An 18097-nucleotide genomic window follows, 5' to 3' on the forward strand; every position below is an offset into this window, starting at 1 on the left:
CACCCCCCGGCCCACCCCCTTGCATCACTCCGGCCTGCGCCGCCGCGGTTACTTGCGGGCGGCGGCGATGGCAGCCTGCAGGTCCTTCAGCACCTCGGCACCGCCGTCGGCGGCGTACTTGTCGAAGGCCGGCTTGACCATCTCGCGCATGCGCTCCAGCTCGGCCGGGCTCAGCTCGTTGATCTGCATGCCCTTTTCCTTCAGATAGGCCACGCTCTGTGCCGAGGCCTCGCGGCTGTCCTTGCGCTCGAAGTCGCGCGAGGCGACGGCGGCCTCCTGCAGGATCTTCTTCTCGTCCGCCGACAGGCCATCCCACCAGCGCTTGCTGGCCATCATGATCCACGGGCTGTACACGTGGCGGGAAATCGTCAGGTACTTCTGCACTTCATAGAACTTGGACGACTGGATGGTGGTGACCGGGTTCTCCTGGCCGTCGACCGTGCCGGTCTCCATCGCCGTGAACAGTTCGGAGAAGGCCAACGGCACCGCGTTGGCGCCGAAGCGGTTGAACATGTCGATGTAGACCGGGTTCTGCATCACGCGCAGCTTGATGCCGCCCATGTCCTCGACCTTGGTGATCGGCCGCTTGCTGTTGGTCAGGTTGCGGAAGCCGTTCTCCCAATAGACCAGCCCGACCAGCCCCTTGTCGCTCAGCGACTTCATCAGCTTCTCGCCGAACGGGCCATCCAGGACGGCATCGGCCTCCTTCTCGTTGTTGAACAGGAAGGGCAGGTCATAGACGCCGAAATCCTTGACCACGCCGACCAGGGTGGCGGTGGAGCCCACCATCATCTCCTGCGCGCCGCCGATCAGGGTGTTCTGCATCTGCATGTCGCTGCCCAGGCTGCTGTCGCCGAAGCCCTTCACCTTCAGCTTGCCGCCGCTGCGCTTGGAGACTTCTTCGGAGAAGAACTTGACGGCGCGGCCCTGGTTGCTGCTCTCCGACAGGCCGTAGCCGAAGCGGATGATGCGGGACTTGACGTCCTGGGCGGAAGCGGCGACCGGGGCCAGCAGGGCGGCGGCGATGCCGGTGGCGAGAAGCAGTTTGCGGAACATGGTGTCGGTCTCCCTTAACCGTCTGGTGTTTGGTTGGTTTTGTCAGGCGTCAGTGGAAGATGTGCAGCGGCACGGTGATGATCTCCGGCACGGCGATCAGCAGCCCCACCAGCACGATGTAGGTCAACAGGAAGGGCCAGATGCCCTTGGTGGCGCTTTCCAGCGAGATGCGGGCGACGCCGCACACCACGTTCAGCACCGTGCAGACCGGCGGATGGATCAGCCCCAGCGTGCCGATCAGCACGAACATCACGCCGAAATAGGTCGGGTCGATGCCGGCCTTGATCGCCAGCGGGGTCAGCACCGGACCCAGCACCAGGATGGTCGGCGTCAGGTCCATCACCGTGCCGACGGCCAGCAGAAGCAGGGCGATGGCCAGCATCAGCATCTTCGGATGGCTCATCAGCGGGGCCAGCAGCTCGGTCATCTGCTGCGGCAGGTCGGCCAGCGTCACCATGTAGGACGACACCAGCGCCGCGGCGCACAGGAACATCACCGTGCTGGTGGTGCGCGCCGCCTGGACCAGCAGCGGCACCAGCTGCGGCAGCGTCACCTGCCGGTAGACGAACAGCGCCACCAGCAGCGAATAGACGGCGGCGACCACCGCGGCCTCGGTCGGCGTGAAGATGCCGCCGCGCAGGCCGCCGATGATGATGACCGGCAGGGCCAGCGCCCAGACGCCGTCGGTCAGCGCCTTCACCCGCTCCCGCCCGCTCGCCTTCGGCTGCAGCTTCACCGTCATGTCGCGGACGACGAAGACCCAGGCGCCGATCAGGCCCAGCCCCATCAGCAGGCCGGGGACGATGCCGCCCATGAACAGCGCGCTGATCGAGGTGTTGGTGGTCACGCCGAAGATGATGAAGGGCATGCTGGGCGGGATGATCGGGGCGATGATGCCGCCCGACGCGATCAGGCCCGCCGCGCGCGGCACCGGATAACCGTGGTCGCGCATCATCGGGATCAGCAGCGTGGCGAGTGCGGCCGTGTCGGCGATGGCGGATCCCGACAGGCTGGCCAGCATCACCGACGCGCCGATGGTGACGTATCCAAGCCCGCCCTTGATGTGGCCGACCAGGCTGACCGCCAGGTTGATGATGCGTTGCGAGATGCCGCCGGCATTCATCAGCTCGCCGGCCAGGATGAAGAAGGGCACCGCCATCAGCGGATAGTTGTCGGCGCCGTTCAGCATGTTCTGGGCGACCAGCTGGGCGTCGAAGAAGTCGAGATGGACCATCAGCGCGACGCCGGTCAGCATCAGCGCGAAGGCGATGGGCATGCCGAGCAGCATGAAGCCGAACAGCGAGCCCAGGAAAATGGTGAGCGTCATGGCGGCGTCTCCGTCCGCAAAAGGTCTTCCGGGCTTGGCTCAGTGCTTGACGGCGGCGGGGGCGGCGCCGGGATGGCTGCCGGGCGCAGGCGGCGCCACGGCGGGACCGTGCGATTCCGGATGGTCCATCATCGTGTCCGGGTCGCCGGGGATGCGGGCGCCGGGCTGGTTGGTGACGATCCGCCACAGGTTCGCCAGCACGATCAGCGTCATGGCGATGGCCGGGAAGAAGCCGGCCGCGGCGTAGATCGCCATCGGGAAGCGCAGGACGGTGGAGAAGGTCTCCATGCCGATCAGCAGCTGAATCCAGCTGCCCTGCACGAACAGATAGAGCGCGTAGAGGATCATCAGGTGCGAGATCACCGCGCAGGCCCGGCGCACCTTGAACGGCAGCCGGCTTTGCAGGATCTCCAGCCCGAGATGGCGCTGGTGGCGCAGCGCCACGGTGGCGCCCAGGAACACCAGCCAGACGAACATCAGCCGCGCGATCTCCTCAGCCGCGACGATGCCGCTGCTGAAGATGTACCGCAGGACGACGTTGCTGAAGACGAGACCGACCATGATCGCCAGCATCGCCGCCATGATCCATTCGGTGATCCGCTCCAGCAGATCCGCCACGCTCCTCATGCGTTCCTCCCGGCGGCTTCACCGCCAACATTTGGCCCGGCGGCGGAGCCGCCATTATAAGAGCTTGTTTTATCGGCTTCGCCGCCGGTCAGGCGGGCACAGGCGTCGGCGACGATCGCCGCGGCCGGCATCGTCACCTCATAGGACAGGACCGCCTCGTCGGCGCCCGGCGTCTCAAGGTCGGCGAACTGGCTGTCGATCAGGGCCGTCGGCATGAAATGAGCGGTCCGCGCCCCCATGCGCGACACGATCAGCGCCTTGTCGCCGTGCAGATGCAGAAAGATCACCCGTTTGCAGCCGCCGCGCAACCGGTCGCGGTAGCGCCGCTTCAGCGCCGAACAGGCGACCACCAGCCCGCGCCCGTCGCGGTCCGCCTCGGCGATGAAACCGGCCAGCGTGCCCAGCCAGCCGTCGCGGTCCCCGTCGTTCAGCGGAATGCCGGACGACATCTTGGCGATGTTGGCGGGCGGGTGGTGGGCATCGCCCTCGATGAAGCCAAGGCCCAGCGCCAGCGCCAGGGTCTGGCCGACACTGGACTTGCCGCAACCGGCCACCCCCATCACCACGACGACCGGCGGCAGGGTAGACGCTCGAATGGCGGTTTCAGGAAGTGGCGGCGCGATGGGGGGACCGTTCATGAGCCTGTGTTCCCGCTTTCCGGTGCAGGGCCACGTCCGCGACGGATCGCGGCGGGCCATGCAAGGGCTTATGTTAGCGCTGTCATATATCAGTCGCCTCGGTTACGATCAGCCGGTGTCCGCAGCCACGGGAGCCGGTATGTACGGATGACGTCGAGACGGGATGCCGCTACTGTTAGCGCTAACCTCGATGCCCGTAAAGAGATTTGTTTGAGAGACTGACAAACTTGCCCGCGGGCGCGGCAGGCAGAGGACACAGGGCCTGCGGACAACGGCTCCGCGGATAAGGGCTCTGCGGAACTGGCGGCTCCGGCCGGCCGTGCTACACACTACCACCCGGCCCTCCCGCGCGCTTCCCGGCCGCGGGGGCCGGAATCGGAAGGACACCTACCCTGTGACGACGCATGGCGATGATCGGGCTGCACCTTCGGCGGTCAAGACGCGCAAGCCGCGCTCCTCGCGCACCGGCCGCGCGACGATGGCGGACGTGGCGGAACGCGTGGGCATCAGCGCCATCACCGTGTCGCGCGCCTTCAAGCGGCCGGAGCTGGTGGCGCCGCAGCTTCGCCAGCGCATCCTCGACATCGCGCAGTCGATGGGCTACGTGCCGAATCAGGCGGCCAGCGCCCTGGCGTCGGCGCGCTCGATGACGGTGGCGGTGCTGATTCCGTCGATGACCAACATGGTCTTCGTCGAGACGCTGGCCGGCATCCACGACATGCTTCTGCCGCGCGGCTACCGCGCCCTGATCGGCGTCACCCATTATTCCCCGGAGGAGGAGGAGCGGCTGATCCGCACCTACCTCCAGTTCCAGCCCGACGGGCTGCTGCTGACCGGCACCGACCACACCGCCGTCGCCCGCACCTACCTGTCGGCGCTGTCCAGCCCGACCGTCCACATGATGGAGTTGCTGGACGACCCCGACAGCCTCAGCGTCGGCTGTTCGCAGGAGGAGGGCGGCCGGCTGATGACCACCCACCTGCTGGCGCGCGGCTACCGCCGCATCGGCTTCGTCGCCGTGCAGCTCGACCCCCGCACCCTGTCCCGCCTCGACGGCTACCGCCACGCGCTGGAGGAGGCCGGGCTCTATGACGAAAAGCGCGTCTGGCGCCTGCCCGACCGGTCCTCGATCCAGCTCGGTGCGGCGATGATCGACCGGCTGATGGCGGAGAACAGCGACTGCGACGCCGTCTTCTTCTGCAACGACGACCTTGCCCAGGGCGCCCTGTTCCAGTGCCAGCGCCGCGGCATCCGCGTGCCGCAGCAGCTCGCCATCGCCGGCTTCAACGACCTGCCGGCCTCGGCCTGGACCACGCCGACCCTGACCACCATCGCCACCCCACGCTACGCCATCGGCCGCCATGCCGCGGCGATGCTGCTCGACCTGATGGACGGCAAGGACCCGCCACAACGCCGCCTCGACCTCGGCCTGACCTTCATCGCGCGGGAAAGCACGTGAGGGAGCACATCCCCTCCGCCCGGCCAATGATCCGGATCAACCGCAAGGCGTAAGCACGGGCATGGCTGACGCGCAGGCTCGGCGACGCTGACCGGCCGGGCCGGGCGTAGACTGTCCGCATGCTGACGCTTCGACATCTGGCGATCGACACCGTCCGGGAGAACGTCGCCTTCCTCAACCGCCGCTGCACCCGCTACCATGTCGAGGATTTCCTCGGGCTGGGCCGGGTGGAGGTGCGGAACGACGGCCGCTCCCTGCTGGCGGTGCTGAACATCGTCGACGACCCCGCCATCGTCGCCCCCGACGAGATCGGCCTGTCCGATCCCGCCTTCGGCCAGCTCGGTCTGGCCGAGGGCTCCGCCGTCCATCTCGTCCCGCCCACCCCGCCGGAAAGCTTCGAGCTGGTGCGCGCCAAGGTCGGCGGTGCGGCCCTGACCGACGACCAATTGGCCGCCATCATCCGCGACGTCACCGACCAGCGCTATTCCAAGATCGAGATCGCCGCCTTCCTGATCGCCTGCGCCAGCTTCATGACGACGGCGGAGGTGCTGGGCCTGACCCGCGCGATGATCGCCGCCGGCACCCGCCTCCAGTGGGAGGGCCTTAATGGCGTCAGCGGCGGCACCATCGCCGACAAGCACTGCATCGGCGGCATCCCCGGCAACCGCACCTCAATGATCGTGGTGCCGATCGTCGCCGCCCATGGCCTGCCGATCCCCAAGACCTCGTCGCGCGCCATCACCTCGCCCGCCGGCACCGCCGACACCATGGAGGTGCTGGCGAATGTCGACGTGCCGGTGGAGCGCATGCAGGCCCTGGTGCGCGAGGCGAAGGGTTGTCTGGTCTGGGGCGGCCATGTCCGGCTGTCGCCGGCCGACGACATCCTGATCTCGGTCGAACGGCCGCTCGCCATCGACACCCGCGAACAGCTGGTCGCCTCCATCCTGTCGAAGAAGGTGGCGGCCGGCTCCACCCATCTTCTGATCGACATCCCCGTCGGCCCCAGCGCCAAGATCCGCACCGCGAGCGAAGCGGTGCGCCTGCGCAAGCTGTTCGAGCATGTCGGCGACCGGCTCGGCCTGACGCTGGAGGTGGCGATCACCGATGGTTCGCAGCCGGTCGGGCGCGGTATCGGCCCGGTGCTGGAGGCGCGCGACGTGATGGCGGTGCTGCGCAACGCCCCCGCCGGCCCCGCCGACCTCAAGGAACGCGCCCTGCTGCTGGCCGGCCGCATCCTGGAATTCGACCCCGCCGTCCGCGGCGGCAGCGGCAACCGCCGGGCGCGCGACCTGCTGGAGTCGGGTGCCGCGCTGGCCGCCATGGAACACATCATCGCGATGCAGGGGCCGCCGCCCGCCGTCGCGGCTCTCGGCTCCCTGGTGGCGGAGGTCGCGTCACCGGCCGACGGGGTGGTGTCGTCGCTCGACTGCTACCGCCTCGCCCGCATCGCCCGGCTGGCCGGTGCCCCCACCGACAAGGGCGCCGGCATCGACCTGCTGCGCAAGGTGGGCGAGCGCGTGCGCCGGGGCGAGCCGCTCTACCGCATCCACGCCAGCACCAACGCCGACTTCACCTTCGCCCAGGCCTTTGCGGCGGAAAACAGCGGGGTGGCGGTGGCGTGAGGTGAGGTGAGGTGAGGTGAGCAAGAACCAGTCTCCTTCTCCCCCCTGGGGAGAAGGTCGGGATGAGGGGGTTCGGCGTAGCCGAAGAGATCCACGAAGCGGTTCCCCCTCACCCTGACCCTCTCCCCGGGGGGAGAGGGGATATTCAAGAAGGAGCCGACCAATGTCCCTGTCGCTGACCTTCCATGGCGCCGCCGGAACGGTGACCGGTTCCTGCTTCCGCCTCTCCACGCCCGAAGGCGACGTGCTGATCGATTGCGGCATGTTCCAGGGCACCAAGACGATCCGGGAACTGAACTACCGCCCCTTCCCCTTCGATCCGGCCGCGATCAAGGCCGTCCTGCTGACCCACGCCCACATTGACCATTCCGGACTGCTGCCCAAGCTGACGCGCCTCGGCTTCCGCGGTCGCATCTACGCCACCGGCGGCACGGTGGACCTGCTGGAATACATGCTGCCCGACAGCGGCTACATCCAGGAGGGCGAGGTCGAGCGCCTCAACCGCCGCAACCGCCAGCGCGGCCGACCGCCGGTCCAGGCGATCTATACCCAGGACGACGCCATCCGCAGCCTGCGCCGGCTGCGTCACGTCGAATACGACCGCTGGACCGAGATCCTGCCGGGCCTGCGCGCCCGCTTCTGGCAGGCCGGCCATATCCTGGGCTCCGCCTCCATCGAAGTCGAAGTCTCTAATGGGACCGGTGACCCCACCCGCATCCTGTTCTCCGGCGACCTCGGCCCCGGCGGCAAGAGCTTCCACGCCGATGCCGACGGTCCGGAGCGGCCGGACTGGATGGTGCTGGAGACCACCTACGGCGACCGCGACCGCACCGACCTGGATGAGGCCGGCCGGCAGGCGGTGCTGCGCGCCGAGGTGTCCGCGGCTCTGGCGGCCGGCGGCGTCCTGCTGATCCCGGTCTTCGCGGTGGAGCGGACGCAGGAACTGCTCTACGACCTCGACCGCCTGTTCGACAGCGGCCAGCTGCCGGCGGTGGATGTCTTCCTCGACTCCCCCCTGGCCGACGCTGTGACCGGCGTCTTCCGCCGCCATCTCGCCGATCTGGAGACCGACGGCGATCCCTTCACCCGCGCCAATTTCCACCATGTCCGCGGCGTGCCGGACAGCCAGCGCCTCAACAGCATCGCCGGCGGCGCCATCATCATGGCGGCCAGCGGCATGTGCGATGCCGGCCGCATCCGCCATCACCTGAAGAACCGCCTGTGGCGCCCGCAGGACACCGTGCTGCTGGTCGGCTATCAGGCCCCCGGCACGCTCGGCCGCCTGTTGCAGGAGGGGGCATCCCGCGTCCGCATCCACGGCGAGGAGATCGCCATCAGGGCGAAGGTCCGCTCCATCGACGTCTATTCCGGCCATGCCGACCGCAGCGCCCTACTGGACTGGGTGGCGGCCCGCCATGGCGTCGGCCATGGCCTGTTCCTGGTCCATGGCGAGGAACCCGCCCGCGCCGCCATCCGGCAGGCGCTGCTCGACAAGGGCTGGTCGGCGGAGCGCATCGCCCAGCCGGCGCTGGACGACCGCGTCGACCTCGCCGCCCCGCGCCCGCTGGCTCCGGCCGACCGCCATCCGCGCCTCGCCCCGGCCGACCTCGCCGCCGGCCTCGACTGGCACAACCACTATGCCGAGGCGCTGCTGGCGCTCCGTCGCACGCTGGACGCCGCCCCCGACGACGCGGCGCGCGAACGCATCCTGGCCGGGGTCATAGACGCACTGGACGATAACGAGAAAGCCGGGAAAGGAACCCAGCCATGAGCATCAAGCGCCTTCTCATCGCCGTCGCCCTGCTGGCGCTGCTCGGCGCCGGGGCCGCCTATGGCTGGCGGGCGATGCAGGGCAACCGCCTGCCTGCCGGCTTCGCCTCCGGCAATGGCCGGATCGAGGCGAACGAGATCGACATCGCCACCAAATATGCCGCCCGCGTCCTGACCATTCCGGTGCAGGAGGGCGATCTGGTGGAAGCCGGCGCCGTCATCGCCACGCTGGACACCCGCGACCTGGAGGCCCAGCTCCGCTCCGCCGAGGCCCAGCTGCGCCAGACCCGCAGCAGCCGGGAGGAAGCGAACGCCCTGGTCGCCCAGCGCGTCAGCGAGGCCGATTTCGCCGCCAAGGAGATGGAGCGGGCGCTGATCCTGTTCGGCAAGGGCCATGTCGCCGAACAGCGCGTCGATCAGGCCCGCAACAGCCGCCGCACCGCCGATGCCGCTCTGGAAGCCGCCAAGAGCCACCTCGCCAGCGCCGAAGAGGCGATCGCCGCCGCGGCCGGCGACGTCGACCGCCTGACCGATCTGGTCGCCGACGGCGTGCTGAAGGCACCGCGCAAGTCGCGCGTGCTCTACCGCCTGTCCGAACCCGGCGAGGTGCTGGCGGCCGGTGGCAAGGCGGCGACGCTGCTCGACCTGTCGAATGTGTACATGACCTTCTTCCTGCCGACCGACATGGCGGGAAATCTGGCGCTGGGCGCCGAAGCCCGCATCCTGCTGGACGCTGTGCCCGACACCGCGATCCCCGCCGCCGTCACCTTCGTCGCCCCGCGCGCCCAGTTCACGCCCAAGCAGGTGGAGACCAAGTCCGAACGCGACCGCATGATGTTCCGCGTCAAGGCCCGCGTGCCGGAGGCACTGGTGACCCGCTACGTCGAGCGGGTGAAGACCGGCCTGACCGGCATGGCCTATGTGAAGCTGGACGACAAGGCGGTGTGGCCCGACTGGTTGGAATCGAAACTGACGCGGGAGACGACTTCTTCCCCCGGGAATACTCCCTCTCCCCCCCGGGGAGAGGGCCGGGGTGAGGGGGATGCACCGCGTGATTTTGCCAGAATGCCTCCCTCTCCCGCCCCGGGAGAGGGAAGGGGCCCGCCGCAAAGCGGTGGGAAGGGTGAGGGGTTGGGCACGGCGCCACGTGGTTCGGGGCCATGCGGTTCGGGATGCTTGGAACACCCCTCACCCTCCCCGCCTTCGGCGGGTCCCCTCCCTCTCCCGGGGCGGGAGAGGGCATTATCATGACTCCCGCCCCCGCCGTCTCGCTGTCGGGCGTGCGGCACCGCTATGGCGGGACGGTGGCGCTGGAGAACGCCTCGCTCGACATCGCCGCCGGTGTCAGCGTCGCCGTCATCGGCCCCGACGGCGTCGGCAAATCGACCCTGCTCGGCCTGATCTCCACCGCCAAACGCATCCAGCAGGGCAGCGTCCGCGTTCTCGGCACCGACGTCGCCGACCGGCATGGCCGCGCCGCGCTCCAACCGCGCATCGCCTATATGCCGCAGGGTCTCGGCCGCAACCTCTATGCAGACCTCAGCGTCGCTGAAAACCTCCAGTTCTTCGGTCGCCTCTTCGGCCTCGACGCCGCCGAGCGCCGGCGCCGCATCGCCGACCTGCTGGAGTCCACCGGCCTCGCCCCCTTCCCCGACCGCCCGGCCGGCAAGCTGTCGGGCGGCATGAAGCAGAAGCTCGGCCTGTGCTGCGCCCTGCTGCACGACCCCGACCTGCTGATCCTCGACGAACCGACGACCGGCGTCGATCCGCTCTCCCGCCGGCAGTTCTGGGACCTGATTGCCCGCATCCGCGCCGGCCGCCCCGGCATGACCGTTCTGGTCGCCACCTCCTACATGGACGAGGCGGAGCGTTTCGACCAAGTCGTCATGATGAACGCCGGCCGCCTGCTGGCCCACGACACCGCCGCCGCGGTGAAGGCGCGCACCGGCGCCGCCGATCTGGAGGAGGCCTTCGTCGCCCTGCTGCCGGAGGAGGCCCGGCACGGCCATCAGCGCTTGACCGTCCCGCCCCGCCGGCCAGAGCCGGACGGCGCCGAACCCGCCATCGAGGCCATCGGCCTGACCCGCCGCTTCGGCGATTTCACCGCGGTGTCGGACATCAGCTTCCGCATCGGTCGGGGCGAGATCTTCGGTTTCCTCGGCTCCAACGGCTGCGGCAAGACCACAACGATGAAGATGCTGACCGGCCTGCTGCCCGCCAGCGCCGGCGAGGCGCGGCTGTTCGGCCGGCCGGTGGACGCCGGCGACCTGGAAAGCCGCCGCCGCGTCGGCTACATGGCGCAGGCCTTCTCGCTCTATGGCGAGCTGACGGTTCGCCAGAACCTCGACCTGCACGCCCGGCTGTTCGACCTTGCCGACGCCGATACCCGGCTGGCGGCGCTGGTCGAGCGTTTCGGCCTGTCGCCCTACGTCGACGCGGTTGCCGACCGCCTGCCGCTCGGCGTACGGCAACGGCTGTCGCTGGCCGTTGCCATCCTGCACGGGCCGGAGCTGCTGATCCTCGACGAGCCGACCTCCGGCGTCGATCCGGTGGCGCGCGACCAGTTCTGGCGCGACCTGATAGCCCTGTCGCGCGACCAGGGGGTGACGATCTTCGTCTCCACCCACTTCATGAACGAGGCGGCGCGCTGCGACCGTGTGGCCTTCATGAACGCCGGCCGCGTCATCGCCGCCGGCCCGCCCGACGAACTGCGCCGCCAGCAGCAGGCCGACAGCCTGGACGACGCCTTCATCGGGTTCATGGAACAGGCGGAGAATCTCCCTCTCCCCCCCGCTCTCGCGCAAACGAAGCTTGCGCTGACGCGACAGGCGGACCAAAGGTCCGCTGAAAGCGGGGAGAAGGTCGGGGTGAGGGGGACGCACCGCGTGACTGCCCCGAGAATCCTCGCCACGCTCCCCCCTCACCCTAACCCTCTCCCCCCCGGGGGGGAGAGGGGATCCAGCACCGGGAATCTCCCCCTCTCCCGCCGCCGCCTGCTCGCCTACGCATGGCGCGAAACCCTCGAACTCCGCCGCGATCCCGTCCGCCTCACCGTCGCCCTGCTCGGCACGGTGCTGCTCATGCTGGTCTTCGGCTTCGGCATCACCATGGATGTGGAGAACCTGACCTTTGCCGTGCTCGACCACGACCGCTCGCCGGAAAGCCGCGCCTATGTCGAGCAGTTCGACGGCTCCCGCAGCTTCCGTGCCACCCCGCCAGCCATCGACGCCCGCGATCTGGCACTCCGCCTGCAACGCGGCAAGGCGTCGCTGACCATCGAAATCCCCGAAGGCTTCGGCCGCGACCTCCGCCGTGGCCGCATCCCGGAGGTGGCGGTGCGCATCGACGGCGCCATGCCTTTCCGGGCGGAGACCATCCAGGGCTATGTCTCCGGCCTGCACCAGCGCTTCATCCAGGATGCCGCCACCGCCTCCGGCATCACCCTGCCCGCTTCCCCCGCCACCCTGGAGATGCGTTACCGGTACAACCAAGCCTTCCGCAGCCTGGATGCCATGGTCCCCGCCACCATCGGCCTGCTGCTGGTCTTCATCCCTGCCATCCTCGCCGCCCTCGGCGTGGTGCGGGAGAAGGAACTCGGCTCGATCACCAATCTCTACGTCACCCCGGTGACCCGGCTGGAATTCCTGCTGGGCAAGCAACTGCCCTATATCGCGCTCGCCGCCTTCAACCTGTTGCTGATGGTCGTGATGGCCGTCACCCTGTTCGGCGTGCCGGTGAAGGGCAGCCTGTTGGGGTTGCTGCTCGGCGGGCTGGTCTATGTGGTGGCGACCACGGCCTTGGGACTGCTGATCTCCGTCTTCACCGCGACCCAGACGGCGGCGGTGTTCGGCACCGCCATCCTCACCATGCTGCCGGCCACCCAGTTCTCCGGCATGCTGCAACCGGTCTCCACCCTGGAAGGCGGGGCGTGGCTGTTCGGCACGCTGTTCCCGACCACCCATTTCCTGAAACTCTCGGTCGGCGCCTTCACCAAGGGCCTCGCCCTGCCCGAACTCATCCCCTTCATCCTGGCGACCGCCGCCTTCATCCCGGTCTTCCTGGCGCTCGGCGTCGCCTTCCTGCCGAAACAGGAGCGCTGAGCCATGCAGCGCTTCCTCCGCAACAGCCTGACCCTGGCGCGCAAGGAGTGGATCAGCCTGCTGCGCGACGCCTTCATGCTGGGCTTCGTCGTCTACTCCTTCACTTTTTCCGTCTACAGCCAGGCCACCGGCATCTCGCACGAGCTGCGCAACGCCGCCATCGCCATCGTCGACGAGGACCGTTCGACCCTGTCGCAGCGGCTGGCCTCCAGCTTCCACGGGCCGGAGTTCCAGACCCCGGCGATGATCGGCCATGCCGAGGTCGATCCGGCGATGGATTCCGCCCGCTACACCTTCGTCCTCGACATCCCGCCCGATTTCCAGGCCGACGTGCTGGCCGGCCGCAGCCCGGCGATCCAGCTGCTGATCGACGCCACCGCGATGATGCAGGCCGGCATCGGCGCCGGCACCATCCAGGGCATCGTCGACGACGAGGTCGGCCGCTTCGTCCGCCACGAGGCCGATGGCAGCGCCGCCCCGGTCAGCCTGCAAGTCCGCGTCGCTTACAATGAGGCGCTGGATACGAAGTGGTTCACCGGCACCATGGCGGTGGTCAGCAACGTCACCATGCTGGCGGTGCTGCTGGCCGGCGCCGCCCTGATCCGCGAGCGCGAACACGGCACGCTGGAACATCTGCTGGTGATGCCGGTCCGCCCGGCCGAGATCATGGCCGCCAAGGTGCTGGCGAACGGTGCGGTGATTCTGGTGCTGACGCTGGTGGCGCTCTATGCCGTGCTGCGCGGCCTGTTGTCGGTGCCGCTGGCCGGCTCGGTCCCACTGTTCCTGGCGGGCACGGCGCTCTACCTGTTCTTCGCGACCGCGCTCGGCATCTTCCTCGGCACGGTGGCGCGCTCGATGCCGCAGCTGGGCCTGCTGTTCATCCTGATCGTGCTGCCGATGAACATGCTGTCCGGCGGCTTCACCCCGCTGGAAAGCGAGCCGGAGTGGCTGCAGATGGCAATGCAGCTGTCACCCTCCACCCATTTCGTCGCCTTCGCCCAGGCGATCCTGTTCCGCGGCGCCGGCTTCGACGTGGTGTGGCCCAGGTTCGCGGCGACGGCCGGAATCGGCGCTCTGTTCTTCGCCTGGAGCCTGGCAAGGTTCAGACGCCATCTGGCGAGTTTCAGATAAAACGGAGAAAGGCGCCGTCCTTCGACGGCGCCTTTCCCATTCGCACAGATCAGTACGCCGACCCGTCAGTGCGCCGACCCGCCGCCCTCGAAGGACGGAGCGCTCAGCCCGGAGGCCACCAGCTGCTCGATCAGCGCGCCCTTCAGCCGCTCCAGCCCTTCCGGGCTGTAGGACTCGGCGCGGGCCACCAGCACGTCCTGGGTGTTGGACGCGCGCAGCAGCCACCAGCCGTCGTCGGTCGTCACGCGGACGCCGTCGATGTCGTTGACCTTGGCGCCCGACGCCTTGACCCGGCCCTTGACCTCCTCGACCACGGCGAACTTGCGTTCCTCGTCGATCTGGAAACGGGTCTCCGGCGTGTTGACCATGTCCGGCAGCCCGTCGCGCAGGGCCGCCAGCGTGGTGTCCAGCTTGCTGACCAGCCCGACCAGCCGCACGCCGCAATAGAGCGCGTCGTCGAAGCCGTACCACTTGTCGGCGAAGAAGATGTGGCCCGACATCTCGCCGGCCAGCGGCGAGCCGGTCTCGGCCATCTTGGCCTTCAAGAGCGAGTGGCCGGTCTTCCACATCAGCGGGTTGCCGCCATGCTTGGCGATCTCGTCGAACAGGGCCTGGCTGGCCTTGACGTCGGCGATGATGGTGGCGCCCGGATGGCTCTTCAGCACGTCGGCGGCATAGAGCGCCACCAGCTGGTCACCCCACACCACGCGGCCCTTGTGGTCGATGGCGCCGATGCGGTCGCCGTCACCGTCGAAACCGATGCCGATGTCGCAGCCATGCTCCGCCACCGCCTTCTTCAGGTCGACGAGGTTGGCCTCGACCGTCGGGTCCGGATGGTGGTTGGGGAAATTGCCGTCGATGTCGTCGAACAGCAGGACATGCTTGCCCGGCAGCTTGGCGGTCAGGCGGCGCAGGATCTCGCCCGACGCGCCGTTGCCGGCGTCCCAGGCGATCTTCAGGTCGCGGGTGCCGTCATAGTCCTTCAGCAGGCGGGTGACGTATTCGTCCTGGACGTCGATCTTCTCCGACGAGCCCTGGCCCTGCTCCCAGTCGGCCTTGGCCGCCATGGTGCCGAGTTCCAGGATCTGCTGGCCATAGACCGGCCCCTTGCCCAGCATCATCTTGATGCCGTTGTAGTCCGGCGGGTTGTGCGAGCCGGTGATCATGATACCGGCCGCCGCCTCGCGGTCGCGGGTGGCGAAATACAGCATCGGCGTGGGGCCGAGCCCGATGCGCAGGACGTGCAGGCCGGTGGAAACCAGCCCCTCGACCAGCGCCTCCTCCAGTTCCGGCGAGGACAGACGGCCGTCATAGCCGACGCAGACCGTCTTGCCGCCCTTGCGCACCACCACGGTGCCGAAGGAGCGGCCGACCGCGCGGGCGTCGGCGGGGGTCAGCGTCTTGCCGACGATGCCGCGGATGTCGTACTCGCGCAGCACCGTGGGGTGGAAGGTATGGGCTTCGCTCATAGTCTCGTTAGTCCTCTGTTGGACGCCGTCTTTGGACCTTAGCCGCGGTCCATCCCGCCGGCCGGCGACGGCCGGCCGATGGAGGTATAGGTGAAGCCGGCCTTCGCCATGTCCTCGGGGTTGTAGATGTTGCGCAGGTCGATCATCACCGGCCGCTTCAGCATCGACTTGACCCGACGCAGGTCGAGCGCGCGGAATTCGTTCCACTCCGTGAGAATAGCGACGCAATCGGCCCCTTCCAAGGTGCCGTAGGCGTCCTTGGCCCATTCCACGCCGGGAAGCAGCTTTTCGGCCTCGTGCATCGCCGCCGGATCGAAGGCGCGCACATGGGCTCCCGCCGCCTGCAAGGCCGGGACGATGTCCAGCGACGGGCTGTCGCGCATGTCGTCGGTGTTCGGCTTGAAGGCGACGCCCAGCACCGCGACGGTCTTGCCGTCCACCGTCCCGCCGCAGGCGGCGATGATGCGCTCGGCCATCTGCTTCTTGCGCTTGTCGTTGATGTCCACCACCGTCTCGATGATGCGCAGCGGGCTGCCGACCTGCTGGGCGGTGCGGACCAGCGCCAGCGTGTCCTTCGGGAAGCAGGACCCGCCATAGCCCGGACCGGGGTGCAGGAACTTCTTGCCGATGCGGCCGTCCAGACCGATGCCGCGGGCGACGTCATGGACGTTGGCGCCCACCTTCTCGCAGAGGTCGGCGATCTCGTTGATGAAGGTGATCTTGGCGGCCAGGAAGGTGTTGGCGGCGTATTTGGTCAGCTCCGCCGTCTCCAGCGAGGTCACCACGATCGGCGTCTCGATCAGGTAGAGCGGCCGGTAGAGCCGGCGCATCACCTCGCCGGCACGGTCGGAGGTGGCGCCGATGACGACGCGGTCGGGCCGCATGAAGTCGCCGATGGCCGAGCCTTCGCGCAGGAATTCCGGGTTGGAGGCGACGTCGAACTCGGCGTCGGGGCGGACGCGGCGGATGATCGCCTCGACCTCGCGGCCGGTCCCGACCGGCACGGTCGACTTGGTCACCACCACCGTGTAGTGGTCGAGATGCTGGGCGATCTCCTCGGCGGCGCCATAGACGTAGGACAGGTCGGCATGGCCGTCGCCGCGGCGCGACGGGGTGCCGACCGCGATGAACACGGCGTCGACGCCCTGCATCGCCTCCTTCAGGTCCATGGTGAAGGACAGGCGGCCGGCGGCGACGTTGCGGGCGACGAGGTCGTCCAGGCCGGGCTCAAAGATCGGAATCTCGCCGTTCCTCAACCGCTCGATCTTGCCGGCGTCCTTGTCAACGCAAGTGACGTGCACGCCGAATTCCGAAAAGCAGGCGCCGGAGACCAGGCCGACATAGCCCGTGCCGATCATCGCAATGCGCATCGCGTCCCCCTCATGTCCTCAAAAAGGAATGCTGTCTGTCTCTGGGATGCCCTGGTGGGTCTCCACCATGGGGCGTTCCTCATGGCCGGCCTTTTCAAAACCGCCGGCTCTTTATCCAAGGCACAGTCCAAACGCATGTGCCCGCCGCCGTCCGGATCAGGGGACGGGGGCGGGCACCGCGTCATGCGTGCTGCCCGTCGGTCAGCAATATTTGCGCAGCATGGCGCGCACCTTGTCGGCCATGTCCGGCCGGTTCAGCGCGTGGGCGAGCGTCGCCTCGATGAAGCCGACCTTGTCGCCGCAGTCGTAGCGGGTGCCTTCGAAGCGCAGGCCGTGGAACGGCTGGTTGCCGATCAGCTTGGCCATGGCGTCGGTCAGCTGGATTTCGTTGCCGGCGCCGCGCTGCTGCTTTTCCAGATGGTCGAAGATTTCCGGCTGCAGGATGTAGCGGCCGATGATCGACAGGGTCGACGGCGCCTCCTCCGGCTTCGGCTTCTCGACGAGGCCGCGGACGGTGGCCAGACGGCCGTCGTCCTTCTCGACATCCAGGATGCCGTAGCTGCTGGTGCGTTCGCGCGGCACGTCGACGACGGCGACGATGTTGCCGCCGACCTCCTCGTACGCCTCGACCATCTGCTTCAGGCAGGGGGTCTTGCCCTGGACGAAGTCGTCGGGCAGCACGATGGCGAACGGGTCGTTGCCGATCAGGGCGCGGGCGCACCACACGGCGTGGCCGAGGCCCAGCGGAACCTGCTGGCGGGTGTAGAAGCAGCGGCCGGGGGCGATCTCGCTGTGGCGGACCTCCTCCAGCGCGTCCATCTTGCCGCGCTCTTCGAGCGTGCGGTTCAGTTCGGTGTCGGCGTCGAAATGGTCTTCGATGGCGCGCTTGGAACGGCCGGTGACGAAAACGAAATCCTCGATGCCGGCGGCGCGCGCCTCTTCGACGGCGTGCTGCAGCAGGGGGCGGTCGACCAGGGGCAGCATCTCTTTCGGGATGGCCTTGGTGGCCGGCAGGAAGCGCGTGCCGAGACCGGCGACCGGGAACACCACCTTGCGCACGGGTTTCCGCATTGGACGTCTCTTGTGGTTGAGGCGAAGTCAAAATCCATGGTCCCACGGCACCGCCCCGCCGCAAGCGGAACCTGCGGAGGCATGGGCCGTGGTCCCGGCTTTCTGCCACGCCTTCCGCCACCGCGCAACAAACCTTCCGAGACCGGGCAAAAGGCTAGTCCCAGAGGCCGAAATCAAATGAAAACCGGCCGAAACTCCTCAATCAAGCCGATCTTTATCCGTTAGGTCCGAAGCAGCCCGCCACCTTTCTCATAGGCAGTAACGCCTGGAAAAGCGGCGGAAATCACCGGCGCGACACCTTGCCGCTGCCTTTCTGCCAGGATCGCTCCGTCAGCGGACTTTCCGTATGACGTTTCATTGCGAATACTTGCGCAAACAGGGCGCCCGTGGCCATGGTGCCGGCCATGATCCCCGACTCGCACCAACACGACCCGCTTACCCCGAACTTGCCCGCAGC

Annotated in this window: 14 protein-coding genes; 6 read left to right on the forward strand and 8 right to left on the reverse strand. The window is 68.3% G+C overall.

The window, feature by feature from the left end:
* Positions 1 to 48 precede the first annotated feature (48 nt).
* The 4 genes from J2848_RS11705 to J2848_RS11720 are packed head-to-tail and all read right to left on the reverse strand — an operon-like array spanning position 49 to position 3648.
* Entirely contained in the window at positions 49 to 1056 is a 1008-nt protein-coding gene (locus J2848_RS11705; protein WP_149231171.1) for a TRAP transporter substrate-binding protein, read from the reverse strand.
* A 49-nt stretch (positions 1057 to 1105) separates the two neighbouring features.
* Positions 1106 to 2383 (reverse strand): TRAP transporter large permease, encoded by a 1278-nt coding sequence (locus J2848_RS11710; protein WP_149231172.1) that lies wholly within the window; start codon positions 2381 to 2383, stop codon positions 1106 to 1108.
* A gap of 39 nt (positions 2384 to 2422) precedes the next feature.
* On the reverse strand, positions 2423 to 3010 hold the full coding sequence (locus J2848_RS11715) for a TRAP transporter small permease (RefSeq protein WP_149231173.1): 588 nt from the start codon (positions 3008 to 3010) through the stop codon (positions 2423 to 2425).
* Complete coding sequence (locus tag J2848_RS11720; protein WP_149231174.1) at positions 3007 to 3648, reverse strand: gluconokinase; 642 nt, start codon at positions 3646 to 3648, stop codon at positions 3007 to 3009. Before J2848_RS11720 ends, J2848_RS11715 begins: the two co-directional genes overlap by 4 nt.
* Positions 3649 to 4042: 394 nt before the next feature.
* Here J2848_RS11720 and gntR point away from each other — a divergent pair, with 394 nt between their 5' ends.
* From gntR to J2848_RS11750, 6 genes are all read left to right on the forward strand, one after another.
* Complete coding sequence (gntR, locus tag J2848_RS11725; protein WP_246193817.1) at positions 4043 to 5107, forward strand: HTH-type transcriptional regulator GntR; 1065 nt, start codon at positions 4043 to 4045, stop codon at positions 5105 to 5107.
* 119 nt (positions 5108 to 5226) lie between these two features.
* The gene (locus tag J2848_RS11730) at positions 5227 to 6729 is read left to right on the forward strand and encodes a thymidine phosphorylase family protein (protein ID WP_149231175.1); all 1503 of its coding nucleotides are present in this window, start codon (positions 5227 to 5229) and stop codon (positions 6727 to 6729) included.
* A gap of 163 nt (positions 6730 to 6892) precedes the next feature.
* Entirely contained in the window at positions 6893 to 8500 is a 1608-nt protein-coding gene (locus J2848_RS11735; RefSeq protein ID WP_149231177.1) for an MBL fold metallo-hydrolase, read from the forward strand.
* The gene (locus J2848_RS11740) at positions 8497 to 9750 is read left to right on the forward strand and encodes an HlyD family secretion protein (RefSeq protein ID WP_246193818.1); all 1254 of its coding nucleotides are present in this window, start codon (positions 8497 to 8499) and stop codon (positions 9748 to 9750) included. Before J2848_RS11735 ends, J2848_RS11740 begins: the two co-directional genes overlap by 4 nt.
* Complete coding sequence (gene rbbA, locus J2848_RS11745) at positions 9747 to 12599, forward strand: ribosome-associated ATPase/putative transporter RbbA (protein WP_149231178.1); 2853 nt, start codon at positions 9747 to 9749, stop codon at positions 12597 to 12599. The genes J2848_RS11740 and rbbA overlap by 4 nt, the downstream gene beginning before the upstream one ends.
* A gap of 3 nt (positions 12600 to 12602) precedes the next feature.
* The gene (locus tag J2848_RS11750) at positions 12603 to 13730 is read left to right on the forward strand and encodes an ABC transporter permease (protein WP_149231179.1); all 1128 of its coding nucleotides are present in this window, start codon (positions 12603 to 12605) and stop codon (positions 13728 to 13730) included.
* Positions 13731 to 13795: 65 nt separating this feature from the next.
* Here J2848_RS11750 and pgmG read toward each other — a convergent pair whose 3' ends face one another.
* From pgmG to J2848_RS35885, 4 genes are all read right to left on the reverse strand, one after another.
* Positions 13796 to 15199, reverse strand: a complete 1404-nt coding sequence (pgmG, locus tag J2848_RS11755; RefSeq protein ID WP_149231180.1) for a phosphoglucomutase/phosphomannomutase PgmG — start codon at positions 15197 to 15199, stop codon at positions 13796 to 13798.
* Between the two features lie 38 nt (positions 15200 to 15237).
* A complete protein-coding gene (locus J2848_RS11760) occupies positions 15238 to 16569 on the reverse strand; it encodes a UDP-glucose dehydrogenase family protein (RefSeq protein WP_149231181.1) in 1332 nt (443 codons plus the stop codon).
* A gap of 201 nt (positions 16570 to 16770) precedes the next feature.
* Positions 16771 to 17640, reverse strand: coding sequence for a UTP--glucose-1-phosphate uridylyltransferase GalU (galU, locus tag J2848_RS11765; RefSeq protein ID WP_149231182.1), 870 nt, complete (start codon positions 17638 to 17640; stop codon positions 16771 to 16773).
* Positions 17641 to 17923: 283 nt separating this feature from the next.
* Entirely contained in the window at positions 17924 to 18046 is a 123-nt protein-coding gene (locus tag J2848_RS35885) for a hypothetical protein (protein ID WP_281288559.1), read from the reverse strand.
* Between the last annotated feature and the right edge of the window lie 51 nt (positions 18047 to 18097).

It is taken from the genome of Azospirillum lipoferum (assembly GCF_024170005.1).
Classification (GTDB): Bacteria; Pseudomonadota; Alphaproteobacteria; order Azospirillales; family Azospirillaceae; genus Azospirillum; species Azospirillum lipoferum.